Annotated in this window: 25 protein-coding genes; 12 read left to right on the forward strand and 13 right to left on the reverse strand. The window is 63.1% G+C overall.

All coding sequences use genetic code 11. From position 1 onward, the window contains the following. Nucleotides 1-21: 21 nt before the first annotated feature. The 4 genes from QRM57_RS12700 to QRM57_RS12715 all read right to left on the reverse strand — a co-directional run bounded on the left by QRM57_RS12700 (nt 22) and on the right by QRM57_RS12715 (nt 4,111). On the reverse strand, nt 22-1,749 hold the full coding sequence (locus QRM57_RS12700) for a flavin reductase (RefSeq protein WP_284986878.1): 1,728 nt from the start codon (nt 1,747-1,749) through the stop codon (nt 22-24). A 27-nt stretch (nt 1,750-1,776) separates the two neighbouring features. Then, nucleotides 1,777-3,015 carry a styrene monooxygenase/indole monooxygenase family protein gene (locus tag QRM57_RS12705; RefSeq protein ID WP_284986879.1) on the reverse strand — a complete coding sequence of 413 codons (1,239 nt, stop codon included), beginning with the start codon at nt 3,013-3,015 and terminating at the stop codon, nt 1,777-1,779. A 36-nt stretch (nt 3,016-3,051) separates the two neighbouring features. Then, nucleotides 3,052-3,840 (reverse strand): SDR family oxidoreductase, encoded by a 789-nt coding sequence (locus QRM57_RS12710; protein ID WP_284986880.1) that lies wholly within the window; start codon nt 3,838-3,840, stop codon nt 3,052-3,054. A gap of 121 nt (nt 3,841-3,961) precedes the next feature. Beyond that, nucleotides 3,962-4,111 carry a hypothetical protein gene (locus QRM57_RS12715; RefSeq protein WP_257370268.1) on the reverse strand — a complete coding sequence of 50 codons (150 nt, stop codon included), beginning with the start codon at nt 4,109-4,111 and terminating at the stop codon, nt 3,962-3,964. Nucleotides 4,112-4,316: 205 nt separating this feature from the next. On the opposite strand from QRM57_RS12715, the gene QRM57_RS12720 reads away from it, so the two are divergent. Then, the gene (locus QRM57_RS12720; protein WP_284986881.1) at nt 4,317-5,240 is read left to right on the forward strand and encodes an AraC family transcriptional regulator; all 924 of its coding nucleotides are present in this window, start codon (nt 4,317-4,319) and stop codon (nt 5,238-5,240) included. 7 nt (nt 5,241-5,247) lie between these two features. Here the strand turns inward: QRM57_RS12720 and QRM57_RS12725 are convergent, their stop codons facing one another. The 4 genes from QRM57_RS12725 to QRM57_RS12740 all read right to left on the reverse strand — a co-directional run bounded on the left by QRM57_RS12725 (nt 5,248) and on the right by QRM57_RS12740 (nt 7,891). Continuing rightward, a complete protein-coding gene (locus QRM57_RS12725; protein ID WP_284986882.1) occupies nt 5,248-5,409 on the reverse strand; it encodes a hypothetical protein in 162 nt (53 codons plus the stop codon). Between the two features lie 218 nt (nt 5,410-5,627). Next, nucleotides 5,628-6,230, reverse strand: a complete 603-nt coding sequence (locus QRM57_RS12730) for a nucleotidyltransferase domain-containing protein (protein WP_284986883.1) — start codon at nt 6,228-6,230, stop codon at nt 5,628-5,630. A gap of 84 nt (nt 6,231-6,314) precedes the next feature. Then, nucleotides 6,315-7,016, reverse strand: a complete 702-nt coding sequence (locus QRM57_RS12735; protein WP_257370262.1) for a FadR/GntR family transcriptional regulator — start codon at nt 7,014-7,016, stop codon at nt 6,315-6,317. 77 nt (nt 7,017-7,093) lie between these two features. Continuing rightward, on the reverse strand, nt 7,094-7,891 hold the full coding sequence (locus QRM57_RS12740; RefSeq protein WP_284986884.1) for an alpha/beta fold hydrolase: 798 nt from the start codon (nt 7,889-7,891) through the stop codon (nt 7,094-7,096). 131 nt (nt 7,892-8,022) lie between these two features. Between QRM57_RS12740 and QRM57_RS12745 the strand changes: the two genes are divergently transcribed. Both QRM57_RS12745 and QRM57_RS12750 read left to right on the forward strand, forming a co-directional pair. Beyond that, the gene (locus QRM57_RS12745) at nt 8,023-9,504 is read left to right on the forward strand and encodes a four-carbon acid sugar kinase family protein (protein ID WP_284986885.1); all 1,482 of its coding nucleotides are present in this window, start codon (nt 8,023-8,025) and stop codon (nt 9,502-9,504) included. Between the two features lie 25 nt (nt 9,505-9,529). Then, nucleotides 9,530-10,432 carry an NAD(P)-dependent oxidoreductase gene (locus QRM57_RS12750; protein WP_284986886.1) on the forward strand — a complete coding sequence of 301 codons (903 nt, stop codon included), beginning with the start codon at nt 9,530-9,532 and terminating at the stop codon, nt 10,430-10,432. Here the strand turns inward: QRM57_RS12750 and QRM57_RS20985 are convergent. Next, nucleotides 10,398-10,529, reverse strand: a complete 132-nt coding sequence (locus QRM57_RS20985; RefSeq protein ID WP_350309846.1) for a hypothetical protein — start codon at nt 10,527-10,529, stop codon at nt 10,398-10,400. The two genes, QRM57_RS12750 and QRM57_RS20985, sit on opposite strands and share 35 nt — an antisense overlap. 5 nt (nt 10,530-10,534) lie before the next feature. On the opposite strand from QRM57_RS20985, the gene QRM57_RS12755 reads away from it, so the two are divergent. The 3 genes from QRM57_RS12755 to QRM57_RS12765 are packed head-to-tail and all read left to right on the forward strand — an operon-like array spanning nt 10,535 to nt 13,308. Beyond that, the gene (locus tag QRM57_RS12755; protein ID WP_284986887.1) at nt 10,535-12,001 is read left to right on the forward strand and encodes a GntP family transporter; all 1,467 of its coding nucleotides are present in this window, start codon (nt 10,535-10,537) and stop codon (nt 11,999-12,001) included. Further along, on the forward strand, nt 12,001-12,876 hold the full coding sequence (locus QRM57_RS12760; RefSeq protein WP_284986888.1) for a class II fructose-bisphosphate aldolase: 876 nt from the start codon (nt 12,001-12,003) through the stop codon (nt 12,874-12,876). The genes QRM57_RS12755 and QRM57_RS12760 overlap by 1 nt, the downstream gene beginning before the upstream one ends. 39 nt (nt 12,877-12,915) lie before the next feature. Further along, nucleotides 12,916-13,308 (forward strand): DUF1304 domain-containing protein, encoded by a 393-nt coding sequence (locus QRM57_RS12765; RefSeq protein ID WP_284986889.1) that lies wholly within the window; start codon nt 12,916-12,918, stop codon nt 13,306-13,308. Nucleotides 13,309-13,381: 73 nt separating this feature from the next. Here QRM57_RS12765 and QRM57_RS12770 read toward each other — a convergent pair whose 3' ends face one another. Together QRM57_RS12770 and QRM57_RS12775 are read right to left on the reverse strand one after the other, a co-directional pair. Next, on the reverse strand, nt 13,382-13,801 hold the full coding sequence (locus QRM57_RS12770) for a VOC family protein (protein WP_284986890.1): 420 nt from the start codon (nt 13,799-13,801) through the stop codon (nt 13,382-13,384). Nucleotides 13,802-13,803: 2 nt separating this feature from the next. After that, nucleotides 13,804-14,853 carry an Lrp/AsnC family transcriptional regulator gene (locus QRM57_RS12775; RefSeq protein ID WP_284986891.1) on the reverse strand — a complete coding sequence of 350 codons (1,050 nt, stop codon included), beginning with the start codon at nt 14,851-14,853 and terminating at the stop codon, nt 13,804-13,806. Nucleotides 14,854-14,965: 112 nt separating this feature from the next. On the opposite strand from QRM57_RS12775, the gene QRM57_RS12780 reads away from it, so the two are divergent. The 4 genes from QRM57_RS12780 (at nt 14,966) to QRM57_RS12795 (ending at nt 19,384) form a co-directional block, all read left to right on the forward strand. Next, nucleotides 14,966-16,381: an MFS transporter gene (locus tag QRM57_RS12780; protein ID WP_257370253.1), complete on the forward strand. Its 1,416-nt coding sequence runs from the start codon at nt 14,966-14,968 to the stop codon at nt 16,379-16,381. Further along, nucleotides 16,378-17,586 carry an amidohydrolase gene (locus QRM57_RS12785; RefSeq protein ID WP_284986892.1) on the forward strand — a complete coding sequence of 403 codons (1,209 nt, stop codon included), beginning with the start codon at nt 16,378-16,380 and terminating at the stop codon, nt 17,584-17,586. Before QRM57_RS12780 ends, QRM57_RS12785 begins: the two co-directional genes overlap by 4 nt. Before the next feature lie 83 nt (nt 17,587-17,669). Further along, nucleotides 17,670-19,031: an acyltransferase family protein gene (locus QRM57_RS12790; RefSeq protein WP_284986893.1), complete on the forward strand. Its 1,362-nt coding sequence runs from the start codon at nt 17,670-17,672 to the stop codon at nt 19,029-19,031. Then, the gene (locus tag QRM57_RS12795; protein WP_235520283.1) at nt 19,028-19,384 is read left to right on the forward strand and encodes a GNAT family N-acetyltransferase; all 357 of its coding nucleotides are present in this window, start codon (nt 19,028-19,030) and stop codon (nt 19,382-19,384) included. The genes QRM57_RS12790 and QRM57_RS12795 overlap by 4 nt, the downstream gene beginning before the upstream one ends. 4 nt (nt 19,385-19,388) lie before the next feature. Here QRM57_RS12795 and QRM57_RS12800 read toward each other — a convergent pair whose 3' ends face one another. After that, on the reverse strand, nt 19,389-19,988 hold the full coding sequence (locus QRM57_RS12800; protein ID WP_284986894.1) for a hypothetical protein: 600 nt from the start codon (nt 19,986-19,988) through the stop codon (nt 19,389-19,391). A gap of 64 nt (nt 19,989-20,052) precedes the next feature. Further along, entirely contained in the window at nt 20,053-20,604 is a 552-nt protein-coding gene (locus QRM57_RS12805; RefSeq protein WP_284986895.1) for a hypothetical protein, read from the reverse strand. Between the two features lie 181 nt (nt 20,605-20,785). Between QRM57_RS12805 and QRM57_RS12810 the strand changes: the two genes are divergently transcribed. Beyond that, complete coding sequence (locus QRM57_RS12810; RefSeq protein WP_284986896.1) at nt 20,786-22,423, forward strand: sigma-70 family RNA polymerase sigma factor; 1,638 nt, start codon at nt 20,786-20,788, stop codon at nt 22,421-22,423. Nucleotides 22,424-22,677: 254 nt separating this feature from the next. Next, nucleotides 22,678-25,893 (forward strand): CLIPPER-2 domain-containing protein (locus QRM57_RS12815; RefSeq protein ID WP_502868647.1); only part of this gene is annotated, 3,216 nt, incomplete at its 3' end.

Raw genomic sequence — 25,893 nt, forward strand, 5'->3', positions numbered from 1 at the left:
AACCGCTCCTTTCAGGAGGTGTCAGAAATCCGGGTGGTTGGCTGTTGCGTGGTACTTGCCGGCATGGAACACCAGGGGAGCGCCGCCGTCGTGGTTGTAACTCTCCACTTCACCCACATAGATGACGTGGTCACCGGCGTCATGCCGGGAGACTGTCCTGCATTGGAACGTAGCGACGGCACCGTTGAGGAGCGGCACACCGGCGATGCCCTCGGTGGTTTCCGTCCCCGCGAACTTGTCCGTGGCGGGCGTTGCGAACTGGCGGGACAGGACGTGCTGGTCGCTGGCGAGGATGTTGATGGCGAAGTGCGTGGCATCCTCAAAGTCGCCCAGACTGGGCGCCCGCTTGCTGGGGCACCACAGCACCAGCGGGGGTTCCATGGAGACTGACGTGAAGGAGTTCGCGGTCATGCCTACCTTCCTGCCGTCGGCGGCAACAGTGGTCACCACGGTAACGCCCGTGGCGTACTGGCCCAAGGCGCCCCGGAAATCGCGGAGGTCGAAGGCGGAGGTATCGTCCTCCTTCCGGGCTTGCATGAAGTCCGCGGCGGCCGTGGGGTCGAACCACCAGGGGTATGAGGTTCGGGGGTCGTCGAAGCCGGCCACAATTCCTGCCGCCAGTGCGGGGTGCTCGGCGGCCTCTGCCAGAAGTGTTTTCTGGTGGTCCCTGCGTGGCTTGAGCAGATCGTTGGTCCACTCCACCGCCCATTGGCCCCATCCGCGCCAGAACTCATCGAAAGTGCGCTCCATCCATGCGCGGTCAAAGGGCTGCTGGCCCCGGCGGACGATCGAATCAAGGTAGTACTTTGCGGCCAGGGTTGCATTGTTGGAGCCCTGCCCGGTGAGGGGATCGTTGAGGACCACGGCGTCGCCCAGGCCGAACACCAGGTCCCCGTTCCCGAGTTCCCCGACGGCGGACCGCACGGTCGGCGTGATGCGCCCCAGGAGCGTGGCCCCGCTATCGGTCAGTTGCGCGTTGGCGAAATTTTCGGCCTCATGCGGGAAGTGTTCACGCAGGATCTGCAGGGAGCGTTCCAGCTGCTCTTCAGGGCTTCCGACGTCGGTCCAGCAGTCCATGGGGCCGCCCACCACGCCTTCGAAAACCATCATGCGGCAGGGGCCGGAGACGGTCAGGCCCGGGAACGTAAAGAACTCGCCGATGCCGGGGGCCATGGACATGCGGATGGCGTCTCCGTGGGTGTCCATGCTGTCGGAAGACGTGACGTAGTTCAGGGCCAAGACCCGCTGTGGGCGATCGAAGGGCGACTTTGCCTTGTCCCGCGGAAAGATTTGGCCGATTTCGCCCTTGCCTGTGCTCACAATGACCAGCTCGTAATCCCGGGCGAGTTCTTCCAGCATGCGCGGGGTGACTTTCTCGATCCGGAAGTCACCGCCGTTGGCAACGAACGTCTCGATCCACAGGGCGCTCTTGATCCGCTGGTCGATGGAACGGGCGGGCCCATCCAGGGGTGCCTCCCATTCAATGGCTTGTTCGGCCCCGACGTGTAGCCGGATCGACCTGATGCCAGGGACGGCCCCCGAATCATAAAATTCCGTGAGCGCCGTGCCCATCTGCGCTTCGGCGTCGAGGGCCGTGGAGAACATGCACTGGCTGGACATGACCTTGCCCGTGCGGATCTGCGCGGCCGAGCGGTCGGACAGCAGCGTCACTTCATAGCCGGCCCGTTGCAGGCCAAGGGCCAGTTGGGCGCCGGATTCGCCGGCCCCGACGATTGCTATTTTTCGCATGGTTGAATCCTTGCTGGCAGGGGTATGCTACAAAACTTTGGCGGTGGCGAGTTCGGCGAGGTAGCCGGCTGCCTTGTCGGGGTACATGAACCACTCCTGGAATTCCGGTGGATGGTTGAAGCCGTTCGCGAACCGGTGGGCGATGGCGGGTTCCTGGTTGGCCGCGCCCAGAAGCTCCAGGACGTGCGGCGGTGGCGGGGCCAGGAGCGCATTGGTCCAGTGTGCAACGTGCTGGGCGTAATCCCAATAGCGCTCGAACGTGGCCTGCATGAACCCGGCGTCGAAGGCGCCACTGTGCTGGACGATGCTGTCCAGGTACGACGCCGCGCACTTGCTGGCGTTGTTGGACCCCTGGCCCGTGATGGGATCGTTGAGAACCACGACGTCGGCCAGGCCCAGTACCTGCCGACCGCTCGGGAGCGTGGCGATCGGGTGCCGGACCGTGGGCGCGAATCGGCCTTGGAGGATGCCGTTGGGATCCGTGAGTTCCACGTCCGTGGCGCGCTCGGCTTCCCACGGCAGGAAAGTCTGCAGGATGTTCTTGGAGTTCGCCAGGTGCTCCTCAGGCGTCAGGCCTTTCCACGTGTCCATCGGGCCGCCGGGGACGCCCTCGAAAACCATGATTTCGCAAGGGCCGGTGGTGGTGAGTGCAGGGAAAACGAAGTACTCCCCAACACCGGGGATGAGGTTGAACGACACTGCCGAGTAGTCTTCCCGTGGTGTCAGGCCCTTCACGTAGGTCAAGGCCAACGCCCGCTGCGGTGCGTCATAGGTGCTGCGTTCGGCGTCGCGGGTGAAGAGCTGCGCGATCTCGCCCTTGCCGGCGGCCACGATCACCAGGTCCGAGTTCAGCGTGTACCTTTCCAGCTCGTCAACCCCCGCATCTTCGAAGACCAGCTCGCCGCCGCGCGCCACGAACTCTTCCATGAAGCGCGGGAACTTCACCCGTTGGTCGATCGACTTGGCGTGATTGTCCAGGCGGGAGGCCCAGCTGATGGCCTTCTCGCCAGGCACCTCGGGGTGGGGGATGGTGAATGAGATCCCGTCCACGGTGGGTGCGTCCGGCCAGAAATCCAGCCCCAGCGCCCGCTCATTTTCCAAGGCGTCATGGAAGATGCACTGGCTGGAAGCGACTTTGCCGTCCCGGATTTCTTCGGGTGTGCGGTTGGAAATCGTGGTGACCTGGAAACCGGCGTCCAGCAGGCCGATGCCCAGCTGCAGCCCGGACTGGCCGGCACCGACGATGGTGATGTGGCGTTGCGTCATGGTGGTGTCCTCTTCTGTTGGTTCGGATCGCTGTTGTCAGTTGGCTGCGAGCAGCGGGATGGTCTCTTCGGCGCGTTCGGGCCCCAAAGCGGAGTAGCCGCCGTCGACCGCCCAATCGGCTCCCGTCACGAAACTGGCCTGGTCGCTTGCAAGGAAGGCGACGACGTCGCCCACCTCGTGCGGACGGCCGACCCGCCCCAGTGCGTGGAACGGGGCCGCGACGGAGTCCGTCTTTTCCAGGCTGCCGTTGCTCAGGGAGTCCATGATGTTGCTCCATACCCAGCCCGGGCTGACGGAGTTCACCCTGATGCCGTCGGCCGCAAAGTCCACGGCCATGCTGCGGGTGATCTGGACCAAGGCTGCCTTGCTGGCCGGGTACAGCCAGCGGCCGGTCTGGGCTACGGAGCTGGAGATGGAGGTGAAGTTGATGATGGCTCCGTGCCCGGATTTTGCCAGGTGAGGCCGGGCCGTGTTGGCCGCCATTACCGCGCTCACCAGGTTGACGTTGAGGGCTTCGAGCCAGTCGGCCCTGCCGGAGGATGCGCCGTCGTCCTTGTAGGTGCAGGCGAGGTTTACCAGGATGTCCAGGCCTCCGTGCTCCCTGACAGTGTTCTCTACGAGTTCCGTGACGGCGGCGTCGTCCGTGATGTCCGTGTGGGAGTAGTGGATACTTTCGCCGAGCTCCTTGGTGACCATTCCGCCGTCGGACGCTATGTCCGCAACCACCACGGTGGCGCCGGCATCCCGCAACGCGGTAACCACTCCCTGGCCTACCTTGGTGACGCCCCCGGTGACGATTGCCGTCCTGCCCTTCAGTGCTGACATGGCTTGAGCCTTTCCTTGGTGGATTGTTGCGGAATTATGACGTGCGTCATATTTGTTCTGGTTGCGACTCTAGGTAGCGCGTGGCCGCGTGAATATCCGTTAGGCGCAGGCATCATCCGGATTACGCAGGCTCGTCCTCTTCCTCGTGCCAGCCCACCCACGCCGCCGATGTCAGCCGCGCTTCCCTTGCCAGGAGTTCCGCGGCCCACAAGTCAAAGTGGTTCACGTCCCGCTCTTCGCGACGATCGTGTACGAGCTTGATGTTCTTCACTTTCCCCACCTGCCTTTCGAGCGTTGTTTCGGTGCTGTGAGCTGGGTCATACTTGTCCTAAAAGCGACTCTAGACAGCCGCTGCACTCCGGAATATCCACATGGCGCGGGGATCATCCGAAAGGCGAAAGCTGCAAAAAACCCTGTGAAGTAGGTGGCGGATGGTGAGGATTCTTCCCCGGGACGTTCTGCGGGGACGACCGACAATGGCCACCAAGGACGTGGACGAAGCCCACGCGAAGATTGCCGAACTGTTCTGCAGCCACGAGCTGGCGCCGCGGACCAGGACATCCGCCGTGGACATGAAGTTGCGGTCCCTTCATCGGGCCGATGTTGGAATCGAGTTCCTGGATTACGGCGCGGACGTCCGAATCGACCCCGAGGGCTTGCAGGATTTCCACCTTGTGCAGATTCCGTTGGCGGGCCATGCGACCATGCAGGTGGGGTCCACCATTGTGGAGTCCAGTCCCACTATGGCCAGCGTCCCTCCGATCGATGAGCCGTTCTCCATGAGCTGGGACGGTGGCAGCCCGCACCTGATCGTCTATGTGCGCCGCCCGGCCTTGGAGCGCGTCGCCGGGCAGTTGTACGGCGATGGGGCCGTGGACCTGGGGTACGGTATGGACCTTAGCGGTGGGGCGGGTCGCGCCTTCCTGAGGGCCGTCGTCGAACTTCACGACGATATGATCAGCCGGCCGGCTAGTGCCGCTCCTGTGTTTGTCCAGGGGCTCCTGACGGACAGCATGGTGTCGCGTTTGCTGATGGCCATGGAACGCCCAGGTGACGACGTCCGCGATCCCGAAGCCGAGAGCAGGCTGGTGCGTGAGTGCCGTGAGCTACTGGAGCGCCACGCCTTCGAAGAACTCACCGTCCCGGACATTGCGGAATGCCTGGGCGTGTCCGTCCGGACCCTGCAGACCGCGCTCAGGGCGGAGACCGGCGCTACGCCCTCGGAGCTGCTGCGTTCTATCCGGCTGGACCGGGCGCGGGAGATGCTGCTCGAAGCCGACCCCCGCGAGCAGAGCGTCACGGCGGTGGCGGAGCTCTGCGGATTCACGCACCAGGGGCGGTTCTCGGCGCTGTACCTTAAGACTTTCGGCGAGTTGCCGTCGGAGAGCCTGCGCCGCTGAGTTGGCGCTAAGCTTTGGCTCGTTCGATGAGCGTGTCCATTGCCCGGGTCGCCCTCTTCAACTGGTCAGGTGTCACCGGGTCAAACCCATACCCTGCGCGGGTCTTCATGTGCAGGAGCGCCGCGAGGTGCCTCGCTGCATTGCCGTCCACGGACTTCAGCAGGTTCACGGCATCATTATGGTCTTGACCTTGGGAGAAGCGGCCGAGACCCGCTATGCAGATTGCATCTGAAGCAGCGATGCCCGCGTGCACACAGAGAGTCACCACGGCATCGGCTACCTCGCGATGTTCGTCCACGAGATCCAGCGCATCCATGGCAACGCGCTGGAACTGTAGGGCTTTGCCCAGGCGACCCCTGCGGATGCTGTCATTCCCCGTCGACGTCTTCAGGACGCGGCCTTTGCTTCGCGCAGCCTGCGACCCAGCCAATTCGTGTCTCCGTAGACGGTGTGCCCCTCGGTGACGATGGAATCGAAGATCGGCGCTGGCGCGATTTCCGATGCCCGGTATACAAGGGGACGGGCATCGTTTCCGGTCCAGATGCTGACGTTTCGGGCGAGTTCGGCAACGCACGTTTGCGCCAGTACGTCATCCGTTTCATCGGAGAGGCCAATAAACAGGTCGATATCACTTTCATTCCGCATGTCTTTACGTGCAGCCGAACCAAAGATTGTGACGACGGTTGGCTTGAATTCCCACAGGTCGATAGCGTGGCGAATTCTTTCGTAGAGCCGATCCCTCGCCGACGCCAGTACAAGAACAGCCCCAGCGAGCAGATGTTCGCGGTTGAGCCTGTATGTATGTGTTCGCCCGGCAACTTTGTCCGCGACAATGCCTTGCTCCACGAGCCTTGTCAGGGCCTTGCGAACTCCTGCCAGCGAGCCGCCTTCGGGCAGCAGGGTGTTGATGGTGGGCGCAGTAAACTCTGCGTCCGCACGTGCGAGAACGTACAGCACGCTCATATCGAGCGTCGGGCTGATGGCACTCAATGGATTTTGCAGCCTCATAACAGCCTTCGGGTCTACTATTGTGCACTTATATGCACAATAGTAGACACCGGCCGCGCGGAACGGCTACGCCTCCAGTACGTACGTCTTCAGGTCGTCCAGGGTCTGCTGCATGTGGGCGTCCATGGCGAGCCGGGCTTCATGCGGATCCCGGGAGGACAGGGCGGCGGCTATCTTCCGGTGGTGCCCGATTGCGTGTTCCTGGATTTCGGGGAATGCCGAGGTTTCCGTGCGTCGGGCTTCAAGGACACGGTGCAGGGGTTCGAACAGGACGGCCACAAACACGTTGCCGGAAGCATGGAGGATCACGTCATGGAAGGCGAGGTCGGCTTCCACAAATCCGGCGAGGTCGTTGACTTCGTGTGCGGATTGCATCTTTTCCACGTGCTCCCTGAGGGCCGCGAGTTCATCGTCCGAAATCCGTTCGGCGGCCAGCTCGCAAGCGCCGGTCTCGAGCATCCGACGAAGCTCGATCAGCTGGATGGCAGCCGCGGCGTCCTTGGTTCCTTCGGAAGCTGCGCGCAAGACAGCTTCGAGTGAGGCCCACTGATTCAAGGGATTCACGAACGTGCCACGGCCTCGCTCCACGCTGAGGATCCGCTGCGCTTCAAGGGTCTTCATGGCTTCACGCACGGTCATGCGGCTCACCTCATGCTTGGCGCTGAGTTCCAGCTCGCCCGGGACCACCGTTCCGGGCGGGAATTCGCCCGCCACAATGCGGTCCAGCAACTCATCAGCTACGACGCCGACCAGCGACTTGCGTGCCATATTTCCCCGTTTCCTGTCCTTCGCTCCGCCCGGCTCCCTGTGGGCTTTCCCGCGGGACCGGATGGATGTCAGACATCTTACGCTGGCGGCTGCCAGCTCGTATTCCAAAACTCCTGTAACGCTTGGGCGCACTCATCCGGCCGTTCCCTGTGCGCGTTGTGACCCGCATCGGCAATGGCCTTCAGCTGCCGGTTGCGGCCTGCGGCCACGAAGTCACGCATCTGGTCGATGGACCGTACCCGGTCCCCGGTTCCGGCGATGACCAGCAAGGGCGCCTGGACGCGCCCGGGTACTGACGGTTCGACGCCGGATATCGCCGCCAGTGCGCTGGCGGACAGCACCGGGAAGGGTACGTCGAAGCCTTTGCCCAGCGTTGCCATCTCTTGGTGGGTCAGTGGCCCGTACCAGGCTTTCATGAGCTTCGCCTTGGTGGCCGCATCGAAGAATCCTTGTTCCAACTGGGACACCAGCATGGCCCTGAATCCCTCATTTGGCGGCGCTGGCACCATTCCCACCAACGCAACAGTCGCCACCAGCTCCGGATAGTTGGCCGCAACCGTCAGGGCGACGCTTCCGCCCATGGAGTGCCCTACCAAATGCACCGGCTTGCCGCAGCGCTTCTTGATGGCCGCCGCAACGGATTCCGCAGCCGAGTCCAGTGTCCAATCGAAGCCGGACAAATCCTCACCCGGGTGGTACCCGGGGAGATCCAGAATCCACGCCGACCGGCCGCCGTCGAGCAGTTTCTCCACCAGCGGTTCCCAGTACGACGAACTGGATGCCCAGCCGTGGATCAGTACTGCCGGCACGTGATCGCCGGTGTCGGCAGGCGTGCGAACGTCCACGAAGGGGAGCGGAACCGCACTGTCAGCCATGGCCCCAGCCTAGTGATGCAGGGCATCTTGCGCAGGGAAGAGCTGTGTGTCACACTGGCATTCAAATGTTAGATGTCTGACATCTTACATTCGCCAAACAGCAACAGAGATTTCCCACGATGGAGTGCACAGTGACTTTTGAAGCCGACGTTCTGGCCGCTTTCCCGGCGGAAGTTCAGATCCCCGCGCAGCTCGTGGCCGACGCCGTTGCAGCGTCCTCCGCCGTTGCCCCGAAGATCCTGGTGGTCCTCGACGACGACCCCACCGGCACGCAGTCCGTCGCAGACCTCGCGGTCCTCACCCGCTGGGATGTCCAGGACTTCACGTGGGCCTTCACCCGCATCAGTAAAAACAACACCAAGCCTGCCGTCTACGTCCTCACCAACACCCGCAGCCTGGACCCCGCCGAAGCCGCATCCCGTAACGAAGAGGTCGTGCGCAATGCATTGGCCGCGGCCGGACCGGCCGGTGTGAAGCTCGGCTTCGTCAGCCGCAGCGACTCCACCCTCCGCGGCCATTACCCGTTGGAGCCCGACGTCATCGCCGCTACCGTCGCCGCTGAAACCGGTGAAGCAACCGACGGCGTAGTCATCGTTCCGGCCTTCCCCGACGCCGGCCGGGTCACCATCGGCGGTGTGCACTACATGCGCGGCGATGCCGGATCGCTCACCCCGGTGGCGGAGACGGAATTCGCCAAGGACGCAAGCTTCGGCTTCGCCAACTCGGAGATGGCCAAGTATGTGGAGGAGAAGTCGCAGGGCCGCTTCGCTGCAGAAAGAGTGATCGTCCTGGACCTGAACACCATCCGCGCCGGTGCCTCTGCCCAGGACCCCGCCATTTCCGCGAAGGCCATCGCCGACGCCTTGGAGTCTGCCACCAACTCCACCCCGATCGTGGCCGACATCGTCACCGAGAACGACTTCCGTGCCTTGGCCTTGGGCCTGGAAGAAGCAGAACGACGCGGCAAGAAGCTCCTCTACCGCGTTGGTCCGCCGTTCGTCCGTGGCCGGATTGGCCAGGAGATCCGCACGGCCCTCACCGCCGAGGAAGCCTACGCCGGCAACACTCCCTCTACTGCAGGCGGCTTGATCGTTGTGGGCTCCCATGTGGGCGTCACCACCCGCCAACTGAACAACCTCACCGCAGAGCACAGCTCGGCGCGGACCATCGAAATCGATGTAGAGCGGCTGCTCGGTGCGGAGGCCGATGCCTACATCGGAACCGTCGTGTCCGACGTCGTCAGCGCTCTTCGCGAAGGCGACGTGATCGTCCACACCAGCCGCCTCCTCATCAAGACCGACGACGCCGCGGCGAGCCTGAAGATCGCCCGCACCGTCTCCGCCGCCGTCGTGGCCGTGGTGAACCGCACGCTCAAAACGTTCCCGCCGCGGTTCGTTATTGCCAAGGGCGGCATCACGTCCTCGGACGTCGCGGCGCACGGCTTGGAAATCCGCCACGCAATCGTCCGAGGGCCCATGCTTCCGGGCATCGTCTCGCTCTGGGAGCCGGTGGATGGTCCCGCGAAGGGCATCCCGTACATCGTCTTTGCCGGCAACGTCGGCGACGACCAATCCCTGACCCAGGTCACCCGCAAGCTCAGCGCCACCTTCTAACAGCAAAATTTCAATGGAGAACACCATGACCAGCAGCAACTACACCGTCACCGTCCTGGGCCTCGGCGCCATGGGCCTGCCTATGGCCACCCGCCTCGCGTCCGAGCTGACCGTCCACGGCTTCGACATCGCCGAGCCCCGCCTGGAACTTGCCGCAGCCGCCGGCATCAAGACCTTCGCCTCGGCCCGCGAAGCGTCCCAGGACGCCGACGCCCTGCTCCTTGCAGTCCGCAACGGCGAGCAGCTCAACGATGTCCTCTTTGGCGAGAACGGCGTTGCGTCGGTACTGAAGCCGGGCGCCGTCGTGATCCTCGGCAGCACCGTTGGCACCGAAGCCATCCCGGCCACCGTTGCCAAGCTCGCTGAATACGGCGTGGCCCTGGTGGACGCTCCACTGTCCGGCGGCCCTAAGCGCGCAGGCGAAGGCGACCTGCTGATCGTCGTCGGTGCAGAGCCCGAGGCACTCGAAAAGGCCCGGCCCGCCTTGGAACTGCTGGCTTCCACCCTGAGCATCGTCGGCGACAAGCCCGGCGACGGACAGGCACTCAAGACCGTCAACCAGCTCCTCTGCGGAGTGCACATCGCGGCCGCCGCCGAGGCCATGGCACTCGCCGATTCCCTCGGACTGGACCAGGCCAAGACCCTGGCCGCACTCGAAGCCGGCGCCGCCGGTTCCTTCATGCTCTCCAACCGCGGCCCGCGCATCCTCGAGGCCTACACGGAGGACGGAGCCGAGGTCCTTAGCCGCCTGGACATTTTCGTCAAGGACATGGGCATCGTGGGCAAAGCAACCCGCGCCGCAGGTCTGGCCGCACCGGTTGCCGCAGCTGCTGAACAGCTCTACTTGCTCGGCCAGGCCCAGGGCCTCGCCGCCGCAGACGACTCCGCCGTCATCAAGGTTGTCGCGCCCACCAAGCGCACCGCCTAACCACCCCAGATAACCCGCGACGACGGCGGTCCCCCCTCCGCCGTCGTCGCCACCTCCCGCCGGTCTTCTCTCCAGACTGGTTTGTCAAAGGAGACACCCCCAATGAACCCCCTCGTTAACTCGCTGATGGTTCGGGCGGCCGATGCCCCCGCCATCAAACCCGCAGTGGAGCTGGGAACACCCCTCTTGCTGACCATCGCAGCTGCAGGCATTGCACTGCTCTTGGTGCTGATCATCCGCTTCAAGATCCAGGCTTTCGTAGCCCTCCTCGCAGTGAGCATCCTGGTGGCTGTCGCCGCGCAGATTCCGCTGAAGGACATCTTCACCGTGGTCACCAACGGTGTGGGCAGCACTATGGGCAAGGTCGCTTTGTTGATTGCCCTCGGCGCCATCCTTGGCCGGATGATCGAAGTCTCGGGCGGCGTGCAGTCTCTGGCAACCCACTTCACTGAGAAGCTCGGGGCCAAGCGCGTTGCGGTGGCGTTGACCGCCGTCGGCTTCCTGGTTGCCATCCCGGTCTTCTTCGAAGTGGGCGTGATCGTCCTGGTGCCCATCGTTTACGCCTTCGCGAAGATCGCCAAGGTCCACCCCGTTAAGTTCGGCCTCCCGATGGCCGGCATCATGCTCTCCATCCACGTAGCCGTCCCACCGCACCCGGGCATCGTTGCGGGCGCGGGTGTCTTCGGAGCCGACATCGGCCTCATCACCATGATTTCCTTGATCATCTGCGTGCCGCTCGGTTTCCTGTCCTACTGGGTTGCCAGCATCATGAACCGCAAGGACTACGAGCTCCTTCCCGGCGTCAAAGCCCAGGTTGAAGAATTCGGCTCCGATTCACTGGTCCGCATCGGCCACGACGGCCCCGGCGCCCGCGCCATCGCTCCGCCGCGCCCCGGACTGATCATGTTCCTGATCGCCGCCCCGATTGTGCAGATCCTCCTCGGTACCGTTGGCACCCTCACCATCGCCAAGGACAACTACTGGTACGGGGTGGCCTCGTTCATCGGCAACCCGTTCTTTGCGCTCCTCGTGGCCGTGGCCCTTTCCTTCTTCCTGCTGGCTGTTCGCCGCAACTGGTCGCTCAAGGAAACCGGTGAGATCTTCGAAGGCGCGCTGCCTCCCATCGCCTCCATCCTCATGGTGGTTGCAGCCGGTGGCGTGTTCGGTGAAGTCCTCCGCACCTCGGGTATCGGTGCCGCGCTGTCCCATACGCTGGACAGCCTTGGCCTGCCGGTGATTGTGCTCGGCTTCATCATCTCCCTGGCGCTTCGCGCCGCCCAGGGTTCGGCAACCGTAGCTATTGTGACCACCACCGGCCTGCTCACGTCCGCCGTCATGGAAGGCGGCTACACGCCCGCCCAGATCGCAGTGATCGTGATCGCCATCGGCTTCGGCGCACTGGGCCTGTCACACGTGACCGACGCAGGCTTCTGGACAGTCATCCGCTACTACGGCCTCACAGTGTCCGACGGCCTGAAGACCTGGACCGTCCTCACCACCATCCTTGGCTTGGCCGGCTTTGTCCTCACCTACGTGGCCTGGATCCTGGTGGGAGGCCTGGGCCACTGATGCGCGCTTTCCTGGACTCAATGGTCGCCTCTGCACTGGCCTCCCGCTCCGCAGTTCCGGCCTTCACGTGCTACGACTTCACCACCGCCCTGGCCGTGGTTTCGGCTGCCGAGGAAGCGCGGCTGGGCGTCATCCTGCTGGTTGCGCCCAAGACGGCTTCCACTCCCAACGGACTCCGCCTGATCAAAGCCCTCCGCGGCCTGGCGGACTCCGCAAGCGTCCCGGTGTCCGTCCAGCTGGACCACGCTTCGGATCTCAAGGTCATCCGCGATTCCGTGGCCGCCGGTGCGGACGCCGTCCTGGCCGATGGTTCGTCGTTGCCGTTCGAGGACAACATTGCCCTGGTCCGCAAAGTCCGTGCCGCGCTGGACGCTTCCGGACGCACCGACGTCGTGATCGAAGCGGAACTGGGCGGGCTGGCCGGCGATGAGGACAGGGCATTCGGTACCGCCCGTGAAACGCACGACGCCGGTACTCCGGTTGAGGGGCTCACCAACCCCGCGCAGGTGGCCGACTTCGTGGAGCGGACGGGTGCGCAGTTGCTGGCCATCGCGGTGGGAAATGTGCACGGCAAGTACAAGGGTGAGCCCAATATTCGTTGGGATGTACTGCAGGACGTTGCCTCGAAGACCGGCGTCCCGTTGGTACTGCACGGCGCTTCGGGCATCCCGGCGGACGAGCTCGCCAAAGCTCCCTCGCTGCGGGTCGGCAAGGTGAACTTCAACACTGAACTACGCACCGGCATCCTGTCTACGCTTGAGGCGGAAACCGCGGCATACCGGGCAGATGGCGAGAATCTCCAGGGTTTGTTGGCGCGTTGGAACGGCACTGCGGGCTCATTCGCGGGCGCCACGCTGGAGCTGCTGAGCGCCTGACGGCCCGGTCCCAACAACACGGGAGGCTAGGATCAGACCATGATTCTGGCCTCCCTGATTTTCGCCCTGATTGCGGCTTTGCTTCACGTATTTATCTTCACCATGGAGTCCATCACCTGGACCAAGCCATCCACGTGGAAACGCTTCAGCCTCACCTCGCAGGCCGACGCCGAGACCACCAAGCCGCTCGCCTACAACCAGGGGTTCTACAACCTCTTCCTGGCCATAGGCGCGTTGATCGGCATCATCGCAGTCTGGGCCGGGGCTCCACAGGTAGGTTGGACCCTCGTGTTCAGCAGCTGTGGGTCGATGCTCCTGGCAGCGCTGGTCCTCGCGGCCAGCGGGAAAAAGTACCTCCGCGCAGCCACCACCCAAGGCATTACGCCGCTGCTCGCCGTCGTCCTGGGCGTGTTGGCCGTGACGCTCGGCTAGAACACCGTTGGTGGCCCGCTGTTCCGCTGTTGGGCAACGACGGAACAGCGGTGCCGCGACGTGCGTGTTGAAATCAGTGCTCCGGGGGACCGGCCTGGGCTGCGGCGTCATCCATCCACAGCACCTCCCAGTGGTGGCCATCGAGGTCGCGGAAGGCCCTGCTGTACATGAATCCGAGATCCTGGGCGTCATAAGTCTCTGATCCGCCGGCCTCGAGGGCCTTGTTCGCCAAAGCATCTACATCTTCGCGGCTCTCGGCTGAAATGGCGACAATGGCCGCCGTCGAATTCTTGGTGTCCGCGATGGGCTGCTTGGTGAACTCGCTGAACTTGGCGTGCGTCAGGAGCATGGCGTAGATGGTGTCGCTGAAGACAACGCAGGCAGCAGTGTCATCTGTGAAGTTGGGGTTGATGGAATAGCCAAGTGCTGTGTAGAAGGACTTGGAAGCCTCGAGGTCGCTGACAGGCAAATTCACGAAAATAGAGGTAGTCATGGCTATGATCCTGCCGGTGTTTCCGTAGCCCGTCCAGACCCTTCTCTCCAGAGCGGCAACGGCACAACCCTGAGGCTTCGCCCGGATTCGTCGAGGACATGGCCAAGGCGCTTGTATGTCCGGACTACCGCTTGCCGGGAGATCACCGTGCTGCCTGGTGCCCGCTCGGCCAATTCGCGCTCAAATGCCTGTGCCTCCAGGTAGTCCCGGACCCACAACGTGACCACCAGGTTGTGCGAACCGAGCACCTGGGCGCTGAGCCTGCAGTTCGTCTGTGCAGCGAAGTAGCGGCCAACGTCCTCCACGTACTGTGCCGGAACATTGAGCATAAGCGTCACTTCCCGTAGGCCCCGGTTCGCCGCAGTGGACGCATCGCACCTCAGCGTGATGTAGCCGGACGCCAGAAAGCGTTCCACGCGGCGTCGGGCAGTTTGCGGCGAGACGTTGCAGGCTTCTCCCAGTTCAGCCCATGAGGCACGTCCGTCGTTGGCCAGTTCCTCAAGCAACGAGGCGTCCAGGTGATCCGGCGAGTAGCTTGCCGGTGCTGTCTTGGCTTCAGCTGAGACCAGCCGCGCGCGTGCGGGTTCAAGTGTTCCACTGCGCCATTCCGAGGCCTGCCGGTAAAGCTTGGTGACGAAGACGACCTCCCGATGGGTGAGGCCAGGCAGCACAGGAAAGGCTCCGGTCACGATGTCCATAAGTTCCTCGTGGCTGGACGCAAAGCAATCCATGAAGACATCGTGGGAGCCTGTGACCATGGAAACGGTGCCGAACGCCGGCACCTCACACAGCCTCTGTATCAGGGCTTCGCTTTCGCCGGGCAGAGACGAGAGCTGGATGAAAGCGGACCATCCGGCACTGAGGTAGCGCTGTCCCGGAGACGGCGTGATCCATGCCAGTCCTTGTTCGGCCAGCGCCTTCCAACGCCTCGCCACAGTAGGGCCGGACAGGCCCAGGGCATCCGCAATCCGGCTCCATTCCGCCCGCGGATTGATCTGGAGGGCATTCACGATTTCGAGGTCCAGCTCGGAAACTATGGCCGATTCGTTCAATACGCACTTCCTCGTGTGGGTTTCAAACAATTTGAACGTCAGCATAACTGACAGCCATAGCGTTGTGACTCGCATCACCACCGGCGAATCCGCCCAGGACCCTAGGAAGCTCATGGCAAGCAAGACAGCACCACCGGCAGCGGCCACTACGCGCAAAACCATCGCAGGCATGATCCTGGCGATGGCTCTCATTGAATCGCTCAGCGGTGTCACCCAGGGGTATCTAAACCCCATCCTGCCCGCACTGGGACCGGTCTTCGAGATTGATGATCCCACCATCAACGGCATCTTCCTCATCTCAAATGTGAGCTTTGCCGTCCTCACGCCCATCATTTCAAGGCTCGGCGACAGCTACGGCTACCGACTCATACTCCGCTGGTCCACGGGTGTAGTGACGGTCGGTGTTTTGCAGATGGCGTTGTGGCCGACGCTATGGACGGTGACCTTAGGTGTAGTGATGTTGACCTGCGTGGTGGGCTTCATCCCGCTCATGATGGGTATCCTTCGAGTCACCAGCCCCGCCCACATACGCACTGGCGTCAGTGTCATGATCGGCATGCTCATGATCATGGTGGGAGCCGGCGGACTGCTGGCCGGAATCGTTGGTGTCACCAACCCAACACTCGGATTCTGGGTGGCGGTGCCATTCGCGGTCATCGCCTTTGTTTGCTCGTTCCTGCTGCCCGACGCCGGAGTCCCGACCCGTGAGGGAATGGCCCTTGCGCCGTTGCTGGCTTGCGCAATGGGGCTGATCGGCTTCGTGGTGGCGCTCTCCATGGCGCCTGAATGGGGTTGGCTGGACGCCCGCACCCTTGGGGCTGGCTTGTTGGGGCTTATCCTGCTGGCCTTCTGGGTCAAGCGAGACTACGGCAGTGCCGCCGGTGGGCGGTTCATGGACCTCCGAATGCTGGCCACGCCGCGGATCCGCGCCATTTCCGTGGCAACGTTCTTCTTCGGCTTCGCTTCTATCAGCTACTTCGGCACTAACGGCATCTTCCTGCACTCCAACCCGGACAAAACAGGGTACGGGTTCGCTCTCAGTCCGCTGATGATCGCGATTGTCCTTGCCCTGGCATCCGTACTTTCCTTGGTTGCGTCCCTTTTGACGGCACGGGCGCTGCGGAAGTTCGGAGAGCGGCCCACGTTGGTCTTTGCCGGCGTTCTGCTGGCTGGAGGGTTCCTGGTCATGATGTTCGCGCACGACTCGTTCGCCGGATACTGCGTCGGCTTTGCCATGTTCAACCTCAGCCTGGGCATGTACCAAGCGGGCACCCGCTCGCTGTCCGTGGAAGGAGTGCCCTTGGAAGAAACGTCAACAGCCGCCGGACTCAACGAGTTGGCGTTGTCAGTCGGCATCGCCGTGGGCGCAGCAGTGGTCAAGCTGTTGTCGTCCGCCTCTGTGGCCAACGGACGGATCACCGAAACCGGTTTGCTGACCATCTGGGGAGCCCTCGCCGTGGCGGCACTGATCGCCGCAGGGGCCAGTGCCCGGTACCCGAAGCGACAGGCCGCCGAGGTGACGGCATGACCGCCGGGCTGGACAGCGAAACTGCACGGTCCGCCGTCGTGCCCGCCTCCCTGGCCGACGTCCAGGCTGTAGTGGAGCGCGAAGTCCAGCGATGGAAACCGGACATTCTGGACCTTAGCCACGCCATCCACGCCGACCCGGAACTGGGTGGCCAGGAATTCCGTGCGGTCAAACGGGTCAAGCGGGTGCTCCGAAAGGCCGGGTTCACCTTCGACGAACAACAGCCGGAACAGCCCACCGCGTTCAGCGCGCGCTTAGGATGCGGTCAACTGGTGGTAGCACTCTGCGTTGAATACGATGCGTTGCCCGATATTGGGCACGCCTGTGGTCACAACGTCAACGCGGCCTGCGCGGTGGGCGCAGCGTTGGCTCTGGCCGCTGTGGCCAAAGAGCTGGACATCACCGTCAAGGTCCTGGGAACTCCGGCGGAAGAGACCACCGGGGGAAAGGTGGACCTGATCGAGGCGGGCTTCCTCGACGACGTCTCACTGGCCATGATGGTCCACGCCGGCGCAGCGGATGTGGTGGGCGGCTCGTCATTGGCCATGTCCATGTGGGACGTCGTCTTCGAAGGCCGCCCGGCGCACGCCGCAGCAGCGCCGTCCGAGGGCGTCAACGCGTTGGACGCGCTGGTGGTGGCGCAGTTGGCCATTGCCTTGGCCCGGCAGCAGCTGCCCGTTGGCTCGATCGTGTCGCTGATCGTCACCGAGGGTGGCAGCGCCGTCAACGTCATTCCGGAGCGCTCCCGGGCAAGTGTGGAAATGCGGGCACCCGGTATTGGGCAATTGCGCCTCATCCAGGACAAGGTCCGGCGCTGCCTCGAAGCCGGTGCGCACGCGAGCGGCTGCACCCTGCAACTGAACTCCCAAGGCAACGACTACGCAGAACTGCAGCAGGATCCGTTCCTGTCCGGGGCGTACCAGGAAGCAATGAAGGCCACGGGAAGGGACGTAGTGTTCAACACCGACCCTGTAGCTTCCACAGACATGGGCAACGTCTCCCAAAGGGTGCCATCCATTCACCCCATAGTGGGCTACGACGTCCGGGGCGCTGTGCACCACACGGCCGAGTTCGCAGCATTCGGCGCCTCTGCGGGCGCCGACAAGGCGGTCCTTGATGGATCGTTCGGCATGGCCGCTGCGGCGTGCGCTGCGGCCATGGACGCGGAGCAGCGGAAGCGCCTGCTGCATAAGACACCCGGGTAGGGCTCAAGCGGCACGCCTGCTGGCCCCCTGTCCTAAGCGGGCGGACAATGGAGGCAGCGCGCGGTGCGCTCGTAGGGAGAGCCATGGATAGAGCCAGGCAAACACACCCTGCCACCGGCCTGTATGAGGCTGTGCGGCGGGATCCGGCGATCGACCTTGTCCGTTTCACCTGCCTGCTCTTGGTTGTTGCCGCGCACTGCATGATGGTCAGTCCTGTCCTGCACAAAGACGGCACGGTTGAGACGCATAACGTCCTCATGGACCAAAGCTGGTTCACGCCAGTGCTCTGGCTCCTCATGATTGTTCCGTTGTTCTTCGTGATGGGCGGGGTGACCGGGCTTCAGTCGTGGCGGCGGCTTGTGGCCCGCGGGGGAACGGGCTTCGACTTCGCGCAGCTCCGGCTCCTGCGCCTGGTGCGCCCCGCCATGGCCTTGCTTGCACTGATGTGGGGCGGTCTATGGGTGGCGTTGCTCATGGGGGTACATCCCCAGGTCATTCAGCTCATGACCGCTGGCGCCGCGATGCCTCTGTGGTTCCTTGCGGCATTCCTGACCGCGCAACTGAGCATTCCGCTGATGGCCCGGTTGCATCAAAAGTCGCCGTTCGTTGTTTTCGGTGTCCTGGTGGCAGCGATTATCACTGTGGATTCCCTCCGCGGAGCCATTCCCGTGCTCGCGTTCACCAACATGATTTTCGTTTGGTGCGCCGTCCAGCAATTGGGTTTCCTGATGGCCGACGGCTTCTTTAAGCGACGCAGCCGCACGTGGCTCGTGGGCGCAGTCGTGACCAGCAACCTCCTGCTGGGTCTCGTCACCGGCGTGGCTGTTTATCCGGGAAACATGGTGGTGAACATCAACCCACCCAACCTCTGTTTGCTTCTCTTGGGCATCTCCCAAACAGCAACGCTCCAGCTGCTCCAGCCGGCCGTGCGGTGGGTCGCCAGTGCCCGATGGGTCCAAACCGTAATGGCGCTCGCCGGCCGCAGGTCCATGACCATCTACTTGTGGCATCTTCCGCTGCTGGTGGGATTCTCGGGCCTGCTGTTGCTGACGGACCTGCCGATACCCGACGCCAGCACTTCCGACTGGTGGTGGGCGCGGATTCCCGTCTTCGCCGCGGTCGTCACGTTGCTCGTCCCGGTCGTGTGGCTTTTCGGTCGGCTTGAGGAACGTCCGACGGCGGCCAGCCACGCGCGTGGTCCCTCACGTGTCGCTGTGGTGACGGCCGCCGTCGTGGTTTTCGTGCCGGTCGCTGATGCCGCTTTCAACGGCCTGACGCTTTCCCTCCTGGGTGGGGGAGCAGCCTGCTTCGCGCTCGCTGTCCTGCTGCTGGGCAGGGTTCCGACGCCGCAGCAGGCCGAGCCGGAAGCAAACGCTACGGAAAGGAGTGAGGCCCAGGCGCCCACGTTGCCAGCGCCTGATTTAAGTGCCAATCTCGAACCATGACCGAGTACACGGATTCACTGGCAGAGTCGTTCCGCGCTGGCGTCACTACGGTGCGCAACGACAAATTTCACCGCTATGAGCTTCACGTAGACGGCGAGCTGGCGGTGATCTCCCAGTTCCTCGACAGGCCCGGCCACATCGATTTCATTCACACCGAAACCAAGCCCGGCTTCAACGGACAGGGCTTGGCCAAAGTGCTCGCCCACTTTGCCTTGGACGACGTAGTGGCGTCCGGCAAACGCATCATTCCGCACTGCCCCTATATCGCGGCCTACCTGAAGAAGCACGAAGGTTACGAACAGGATGTCGATTGGCCTGCAGAGCCGCCCACCGGCGAGCCCGACAACGAGTAGCGGGTTAGCCGGCCGCCCTGATGTAACCGCCTGAACTGAGCTTCACACGGGCACAGCATTGGTCGGTGACTTCGGCGTTGCTTCCGGTGCTCGTGGCTCTGACGGAAAGGCGGCTCACAAGTTCCCCTCCGCTGCGGGCCTCATGCTCGGAGACTTTGTGGCTGAACGAGATGGAGCTCATGCCGCCCGCGGGGAGGTCGCCCATGTCGAAAGGTGACGTGATGGCGGCGAAGATGACGGCGCCTACCTCAGTTGTGGCCTCGAGGGGGCGTCCCGGAAGCAGGCTGGTTTCCAGCAGCGTCTCTACGTCATCGTTAAGGATGTTCGCGGTGAAAGTTACCACTTGGCCCGCGCACGCCTCCAGGACATCCGGCGTGTAGACCAAGGTCAGACTTGGGAGGGTGTCGGGAGTTGCAGCCTGCGGCGGCGGGGCGTCGGCGCTGGCGGCAAAGTCAGACGCCAGGTTCCCGAGCCGTGACAGCCAAAGCGAAACAGTGGCAATCGGAAGCCCCAGTAGCTCGGCCATTTCCTCAGGACAATACCCATCACCCAGGGCCACCATGAATTGGTCATAGATGGTCCGGCGTGCAATCGTCTCCGGCACGCGGAATTCCCCCTGCTTACTGCTTTTTGATTGCCTCCTGCCCTAGCCACGGTATAGCTCGGAGCTAGGCCCCGGCAAGGTGGGCCTGGGGTTGGTATCCGGAGGTCCGGGCGGGGGCTTGGTATCCTGTGGGCCCAAAAGGCCAGTCCTTTCGCGTCCCGCTGAGGGAGACGATGGCATCGTGCTCATCGAGCACTGCGAGGCCGCGGCACGTACCGCGCACCTGCATGGCACTGATGATGCTGCCGCCGTGAACGTGATCGGATTCCGTCACCAAATAGGAAAAACTGCGCATGACTGACTGGCCCGGGGCCAGGAGTCCGATGCAAAGGTCCCGTTCCACCGGCGCCGACGTGTATGCCAGCATCTCCATCCCCTCATTTGTGAAGGACCTTGGCACCAGTGTGATATCCCGGACGTGACTTGTGGAGTCGTTGGTGATCCAAGCCGTAAAGATAACGGTATCGCCGGGTATGGCCACTGGCCGGTCCGCTCCGTAGACGAGGGCGACATGCCCCGCGTTCTTCTTCCGGGCCAACGGCCCTGAACGATTGGTGGGCAAAGACCGGACAATCTCGTTCTGTTGTTCGAGCAGGTTCTTGTGGGTGGCACGCATTAATTTCAGGAAAGGGCGTGGGCGCCTGACGACCATGGATCCTCGCTTGGCTTCTGGGGATGGGAAGTTCTCGCCTAACAAGTAATGCGAGGGCCCGGATCGTGATGCGAAAAACCAAGTTCTCTACAGGGCAGCGGTCGCCGATTCAAGTCACACAGCTTGTGATGGCACACTATTGTTTATGGATCAAGTATTAGCGGGTGGGGCCGGAGGGGCGTCCCTGACTTCCGCAGAGGCCTCAGGCAGTGATCCCCAGATCATCTCGTTGGTGCGGCAAGGCGTCACGGAGGCCTTCGATGTGCTCTATCAACGGCACCTGAAAGTTGCCCAGTACGTTGCCCGTGCACAGACTGACAACCCAAGTGACGCCGATGACGTTGTTGCCGAGTCATTCGCCGCCATCTTCCAGCTGTTGAAGGAAGGCAAGGGCCCAAAGGAGTTCTTCCGTTCGTACCTTTTGACCGTGGTGCGGCGCACTGCCCACGACAGGAATCGCAAGGCCCGCCGGATGCCAACCGCGGCGGATGACGCCATTCTCGATTCTCCGGTGCTGGATGATGACCCCGTCATCGGCGCTCTCGAGTCCACCATCATGGCGAAGGCGTTCAAATCGCTGCCTGAGCGCTGGCAGGCCGTGCTGTGGCACTTGGATATCGAGGGGTTGAAACCCTCGCAGGCCGCGCCCTTCGTCGGGCTCACGCCAAATGGCGTTTCGTCCTTGGCTATCCGGGCCAGGGAGGGCCTTCGGCAGGCCTACTTGCAGCACCACATCAGCCAGACAGTTGACCGGGCCTGTGATGAGTACGCCAGCCAGCTGGGTAAGTATGCCCGGAATGCGCTGAAGCGCACTTCGCAGGAAAAGGTCGCGGCCCACCTGGATAGTTGTGCCAAGTGCACCGCCCTGCTGATTGAACTCAACGATGTCCAAGGCGGCATGCGTGCCATCCTGTTCCCGCTGTTCACTGGGCTGGCCTTCACACCTGGTGCCATTGCCGCTATCGGAGCCGGAGCAATGTCCGGGACTGCATCTTCGGGTGCCGGCAGCACCGCAGTGCCGGGCAATGCTTCCACGGCGGGACTCCGTGGGATCAGCAAAGCATGGCAGCTGACGGCGTCGATTGTCTTGGGAGCAGTCGCGCTGGCCGGACTCCTTGTCTGGTTGTTGCAGATGAATACCGGTTCACAATCGACAGTTGAAAACCAGGCAGTTGCCACTGTTCCTCCAGGACAGGAGTCGGCAGCTCCGCTTGAGTCGGCAAGGCCGCCTGTTGAGCCCAGCGCCGCAGCGGAGGACCCAGAACCGGTTCCCGAATCGGACCTGCCTGTGGCAGCAGCGCCGGAACCACCCGCCGTCGGGGTTCCCTCGGCGGCGACACCCTCGCGGGGTGCCGTTGTGGTGGGCTCCGGTACGGTGTTTTCGACGACGGCGCCCGCAGCATCCGCTCCGGCGGCGTCTCCGAGCCAAACGGTTGATGCGACGTTCAGTGCCGTTGTTGGTTCCACCCCAACAGGCAGGGAGCTTCGGGTGGCGTTCTCCCTCCAAGGCGACGGAACTCCGACGTCGGCCGAGGCTGTCTTTGCGTTGCCGGATCAGTCGACGTTCGTGGCAGGCAGTACGTTGGCTCCGGCGGGATGGACATGCGCCGCCACCGATACCACGATGCGTCGGATCCGATGCACCACTGACTCCCTTGACCGCGGGAGTCTCGCGTTCAAGCTGGGAGTGTCCATGCCTGCGAAGGCCAACAGCGGAACACTGAACTACCTTTTTGGCGGGCAGAATATCGTCACCAAGACGTTTGCGAACCAGTACGGATAAGCGTCCCTGGCCGAGCATCTGAGCGGTTCAAAAAACTTTCTAAAAATTCTCTTGTTTTTCGCGTCACGAACTGACGGCAACCTCCACTAGGCGTTTGGGTCACCGCGTATCGGGGTCCCCGCTGAACAGCCTGGGCTTTCAGCGACACGAATCGTCTATTGCGCGTACTGGACTACTGGTGAGTAGCCCAAACGGGACGTCGAAGCCCTCCTAGGGCCGGCGCCCCATGTGACCGAAAGAAAACAAGAGAACCCATGAAACACACACGTCCACAGAAACTGCTGGCGGCTGTCGTCGCTACAGCAGTGATGTCATTGGGGGTAGGTGGCGCTTTGGCCCCGCCCTCCTTGGCGACTGTCCCGGGGTCGCCGGGAATTACCCAACCAGGAACTCCGGTCTACACGGAGGACTTCTCCAACCAAGACGCCACCGGCGGCGCCATCAGCCTCCTCAATTACACGGGCGGGGCGAAGGCGGCCAATGAAACGTACACGGCTGATACCCCGTACACGCCAGCTGGCGGGCAGTGCGACGGGTGGATCCTGAATTCATCCACCCCACTGCCCACGTCGGACGCTGGCTGTGTCAATAACCAGCCTGATGGCTGGGGACAGATTCGTGACATGGCCGTCAAACTGGGCCTTGCGCAGGGAATGACAGCAGCAGAGGCCGCCAAAAACCAGGTCCTGTCTGAGTACACCAACGCAAGCAACGGCAGGATCACGGCTGGAACAGAATTCCGCACGAAGTCCAACACGATCCCGGCCATTGCGGGCCACTACTACGCTGTTTCGGCCTACTTTGCGCAGGTCAACTGTCACGCCGCCCACGCCAAGGAGACATTCAGCCTCCTCGTCAACGGCACACCACTTGTCCTGGGTACCGGGCTGGATCCCTGTGGAACCAACACCACCAACGGTGGAGTCACCGAAATCACCAAACTGCAGTCCGGGGCCTACCAGGTCCCGCAAGGCACGACTCCTTCGCTGGGCCTGGAAGTGCGCAACGAAGCCACCAGTGGCTCGGGCAACGACGTCGCTTTCGACCTTCCCCAGATCGTGGACGTTACCCCGCAACTGGACAAGTCGTTCTCTCCCGCGCTCATTGGGCCCGGTGGAACCTCCACGTTGACGCTCACGGTCACCAACACCGATGACGTCAAGGCAAAGACCGACTGGTCCGTCACGGATACCCTTCCTGCCGGGCTGAAAATCGCAAACGCGCCGAACATTGGCGGCACTTGTGTCCAGGCCGCGGGAACCAACCCGTTTATTCGGACCGCCGCTGCAGGCAGTGACATCCTCGCCGTAACCGGCGGCGACCTGGCTGACGCCATGGCTTCGTGCACCATCACCGTGGACGTCACGGCTGCGGCCGAGGGCACCTACGTCAATGGTCCGGCCAACATCGTCACCAATCTGAACCCTCCGGCAGATGCCACCCTGGTGGTCAAGGCCCCGCGCCTGCAACTGAGCAAGGCGCTGGACGCCACCCGCCTGATGGATTCGGACCAGTTCACCACTGAAATCCGTACCGGATCCGCGACGGGACCTGTTGTCAGCAACACTGCCAATGCGACGACGTCGGGTACGGGATCCACTGTTACTGCGGGTACGGGTGTTACCGGAAAATACGTCGCTGACGCAGGTGCAACGTACTACCTGACGGAGTCCGGAACCAACCTGTCCGGCTACAGCAAGGTGATCAGCTGTGTTGACGCCAACGGACTCCAGGCAGGCTTGCCCACCGGCGCCGTCGTAAATGGCGCTTACTCCCTGGTGCCGGTTGCTGGCGCCGACATCAGTTGTGTTCTCACCAATACGGCCGTACCGGCACCGGAACTGGCATTGACCAAGTCCGCTGACGCTTCGGCTATCAACTCACCGGCGGTTGTTGGCGACAAGATCACCTATACCTTCACATCGAAGAACACGGGCAACGTACCGCTGACGGGTGTCACCATCAACGACCCCCTGGCTGGACTGTCCCCGCTCGCCTACACGTGGCCGGGAACTCCTGGCACCTTGCTGCCGGGTGAAACCGTGACCGCAATGGCTACATATGCCATCACGCAGGCCGACATCGATGCCGGACACGTAGCCAACCTTGCCACCACCACGGGTAATCCTCCGACAGGTCCTCCTGTTACCCCGCCGCCTGCAGGTACCGATACCCCGCTGACCCCGGCTCCGGCCATGGAGTTCAGCAAGTCCGCTGACGCTTCGGCCATCCAGTCGCCGTCGGTTGTGGGTGACAAGATCACCTACACCTTTACCGCGAAGAACAGCGGCAATGTGTCCCTGAGCAACGTTTCCATCAACGACCCGTTGGCTGGCCTGTCTGCTTTGACGTACACCTGGCCGGGTGTCGCAGGAACCCTCCTGCCCGGACAGACCGTCACAGCTACGGCAACGTACGCCATCACGCAGGCCGACATCAATGCCGGCCATGTCGCCAACACGGCGACTACCACTGGTACTCCGCCCACGGGCCCCGCGGTAACCCCGCCCCCGGCTGGTACGGACACCCCGCTGACTCCGGCTCCGGCCATGGAGTTCAGCAAGACTGCTGACGCTTCGGCTATCCAGTCGCCGTCGGTTGTTGGTGACAAGATCACCTACACCTTCACCTCGAAGAACACCGGCAACGTTCCACTGACCAACGTCTCCATCAACGATCCGTTGGCTGGGCTGTCGGCTCTGACCTACACCTGGCCCGGCACTCCCGGCGAGTTGCTTCCCGGCCAGACCGTAACGGCCACGGCAACGTACGCCATCACGCAGGCCGACATTACGGCCGGCCACGTCGCAAACTCTGCAACGACCACGGGTACGCCGCCCACTGGCCCTCCGGTGACTCCTCCTCCTGGAACCACCGATACGCCGCTGACGTCAACTCCGGCCATGCAGTTCAGCAAGTCCGCTGATGCTTCGGCTATCCAGGATCCGTCTGTTGTTGGCGACCTGATCACCTACACCTTCACCTCGAAGAACAGCGGCAATGTCCCGTTGAGCAACGTGTCCATCAACGACCCCTTGGTTGGGCTTTCGCCGCTGGTTTACACCTGGCCCGGCACCCCGGGCGAGCTGCTTCCCGGCCAAACCGTGACCGCTACGGCAACGTACGCCATCACCCAGGCCGACATCGACGCCGGTCACGTCGCCAATGCGGCAACCACAACCGGCACACCGCCATCAGGACCGTCCGTAACGCCTCCTCCGGGAACCACGGATACCCCGTTGACCCCGGCTCCGGCCATGAAGTTCAGCAAGTCCGCTGACGCGTCCGCAATCCAGAACCCGTCTGTTGTGGGTGACAAGATCACCTACACGTTCACGTCCACGAACACGGGCAACGTGAAGCTCACCGGCGTCGTCATTGATGACCCGCTGGCAGGTCTGTCGGCTTTGACCTACACCTGGCCGGGTGCTGCGGGCGAACTGCTTCCGGGCCAATCGGTGACGGCTACG

Origin of the sequence: Arthrobacter sp. fls2-241-R2A-172, assembly GCF_030208885.1 — a bacterium.
Classification (GTDB): Bacteria; Actinomycetota; Actinomycetes; order Actinomycetales; family Micrococcaceae; genus Arthrobacter.

Bases quoted from the DNA above. Each gene is read 5' to 3' on its own strand.
- QRM57_RS12810 (WP_284986896.1), top strand. From the start codon at position 20,786: ATGGATCAAGTATTAGCGGGTGGGGCCGGAGGGGCGTCCCTGACTTCC.
- QRM57_RS12765 (WP_284986889.1), top strand. From the start codon at position 12,916: ATGATTCTGGCCTCCCTGATTTTCGCCCTGATTGCGGCTTTGCTTCAC.
- QRM57_RS12790 (WP_284986893.1), top strand. From the start codon at position 17,670: ATGGATAGAGCCAGGCAAACACACCCTGCCACCGGCCTGTATGAGGCT.
- QRM57_RS12785 (WP_284986892.1), top strand. From the start codon at position 16,378: ATGACCGCCGGGCTGGACAGCGAAACTGCACGGTCCGCCGTCGTGCCC.
- QRM57_RS12750 (WP_284986886.1), top strand. From the start codon at position 9,530: ATGACCAGCAGCAACTACACCGTCACCGTCCTGGGCCTCGGCGCCATG.
- QRM57_RS12740 (WP_284986884.1), bottom strand. From the start codon at position 7,891: ATGGCTGACAGTGCGGTTCCGCTCCCCTTCGTGGACGTTCGCACGCCT.
- QRM57_RS12710 (WP_284986880.1), bottom strand. From the start codon at position 3,840: ATGTCAGCACTGAAGGGCAGGACGGCAATCGTCACCGGGGGCGTCACC.
- QRM57_RS12735 (WP_257370262.1), bottom strand. From the start codon at position 7,016: ATGGCACGCAAGTCGCTGGTCGGCGTCGTAGCTGATGAGTTGCTGGAC.
- QRM57_RS12805 (WP_284986895.1), bottom strand. From the start codon at position 20,604: ATGCGTGCCACCCACAAGAACCTGCTCGAACAACAGAACGAGATTGTC.
- QRM57_RS12770 (WP_284986890.1), bottom strand. From the start codon at position 13,801: ATGACTACCTCTATTTTCGTGAATTTGCCTGTCAGCGACCTCGAGGCT.
- QRM57_RS12780 (WP_257370253.1), top strand. From the start codon at position 14,966: ATGGCAAGCAAGACAGCACCACCGGCAGCGGCCACTACGCGCAAAACC.
- QRM57_RS12755 (WP_284986887.1), top strand. From the start codon at position 10,535: ATGAACCCCCTCGTTAACTCGCTGATGGTTCGGGCGGCCGATGCCCCC.
- QRM57_RS12700 (WP_284986878.1), bottom strand. From the start codon at position 1,749: ATGCGAAAAATAGCAATCGTCGGGGCCGGCGAATCCGGCGCCCAACTG.
- QRM57_RS12720 (WP_284986881.1), top strand. From the start codon at position 4,317: ATGGCCACCAAGGACGTGGACGAAGCCCACGCGAAGATTGCCGAACTG.
- QRM57_RS12760 (WP_284986888.1), top strand. From the start codon at position 12,001: ATGCGCGCTTTCCTGGACTCAATGGTCGCCTCTGCACTGGCCTCCCGC.
- QRM57_RS12795 (WP_235520283.1), top strand. From the start codon at position 19,028: ATGACCGAGTACACGGATTCACTGGCAGAGTCGTTCCGCGCTGGCGTC.
- QRM57_RS12705 (WP_284986879.1), bottom strand. From the start codon at position 3,015: ATGACGCAACGCCACATCACCATCGTCGGTGCCGGCCAGTCCGGGCTG.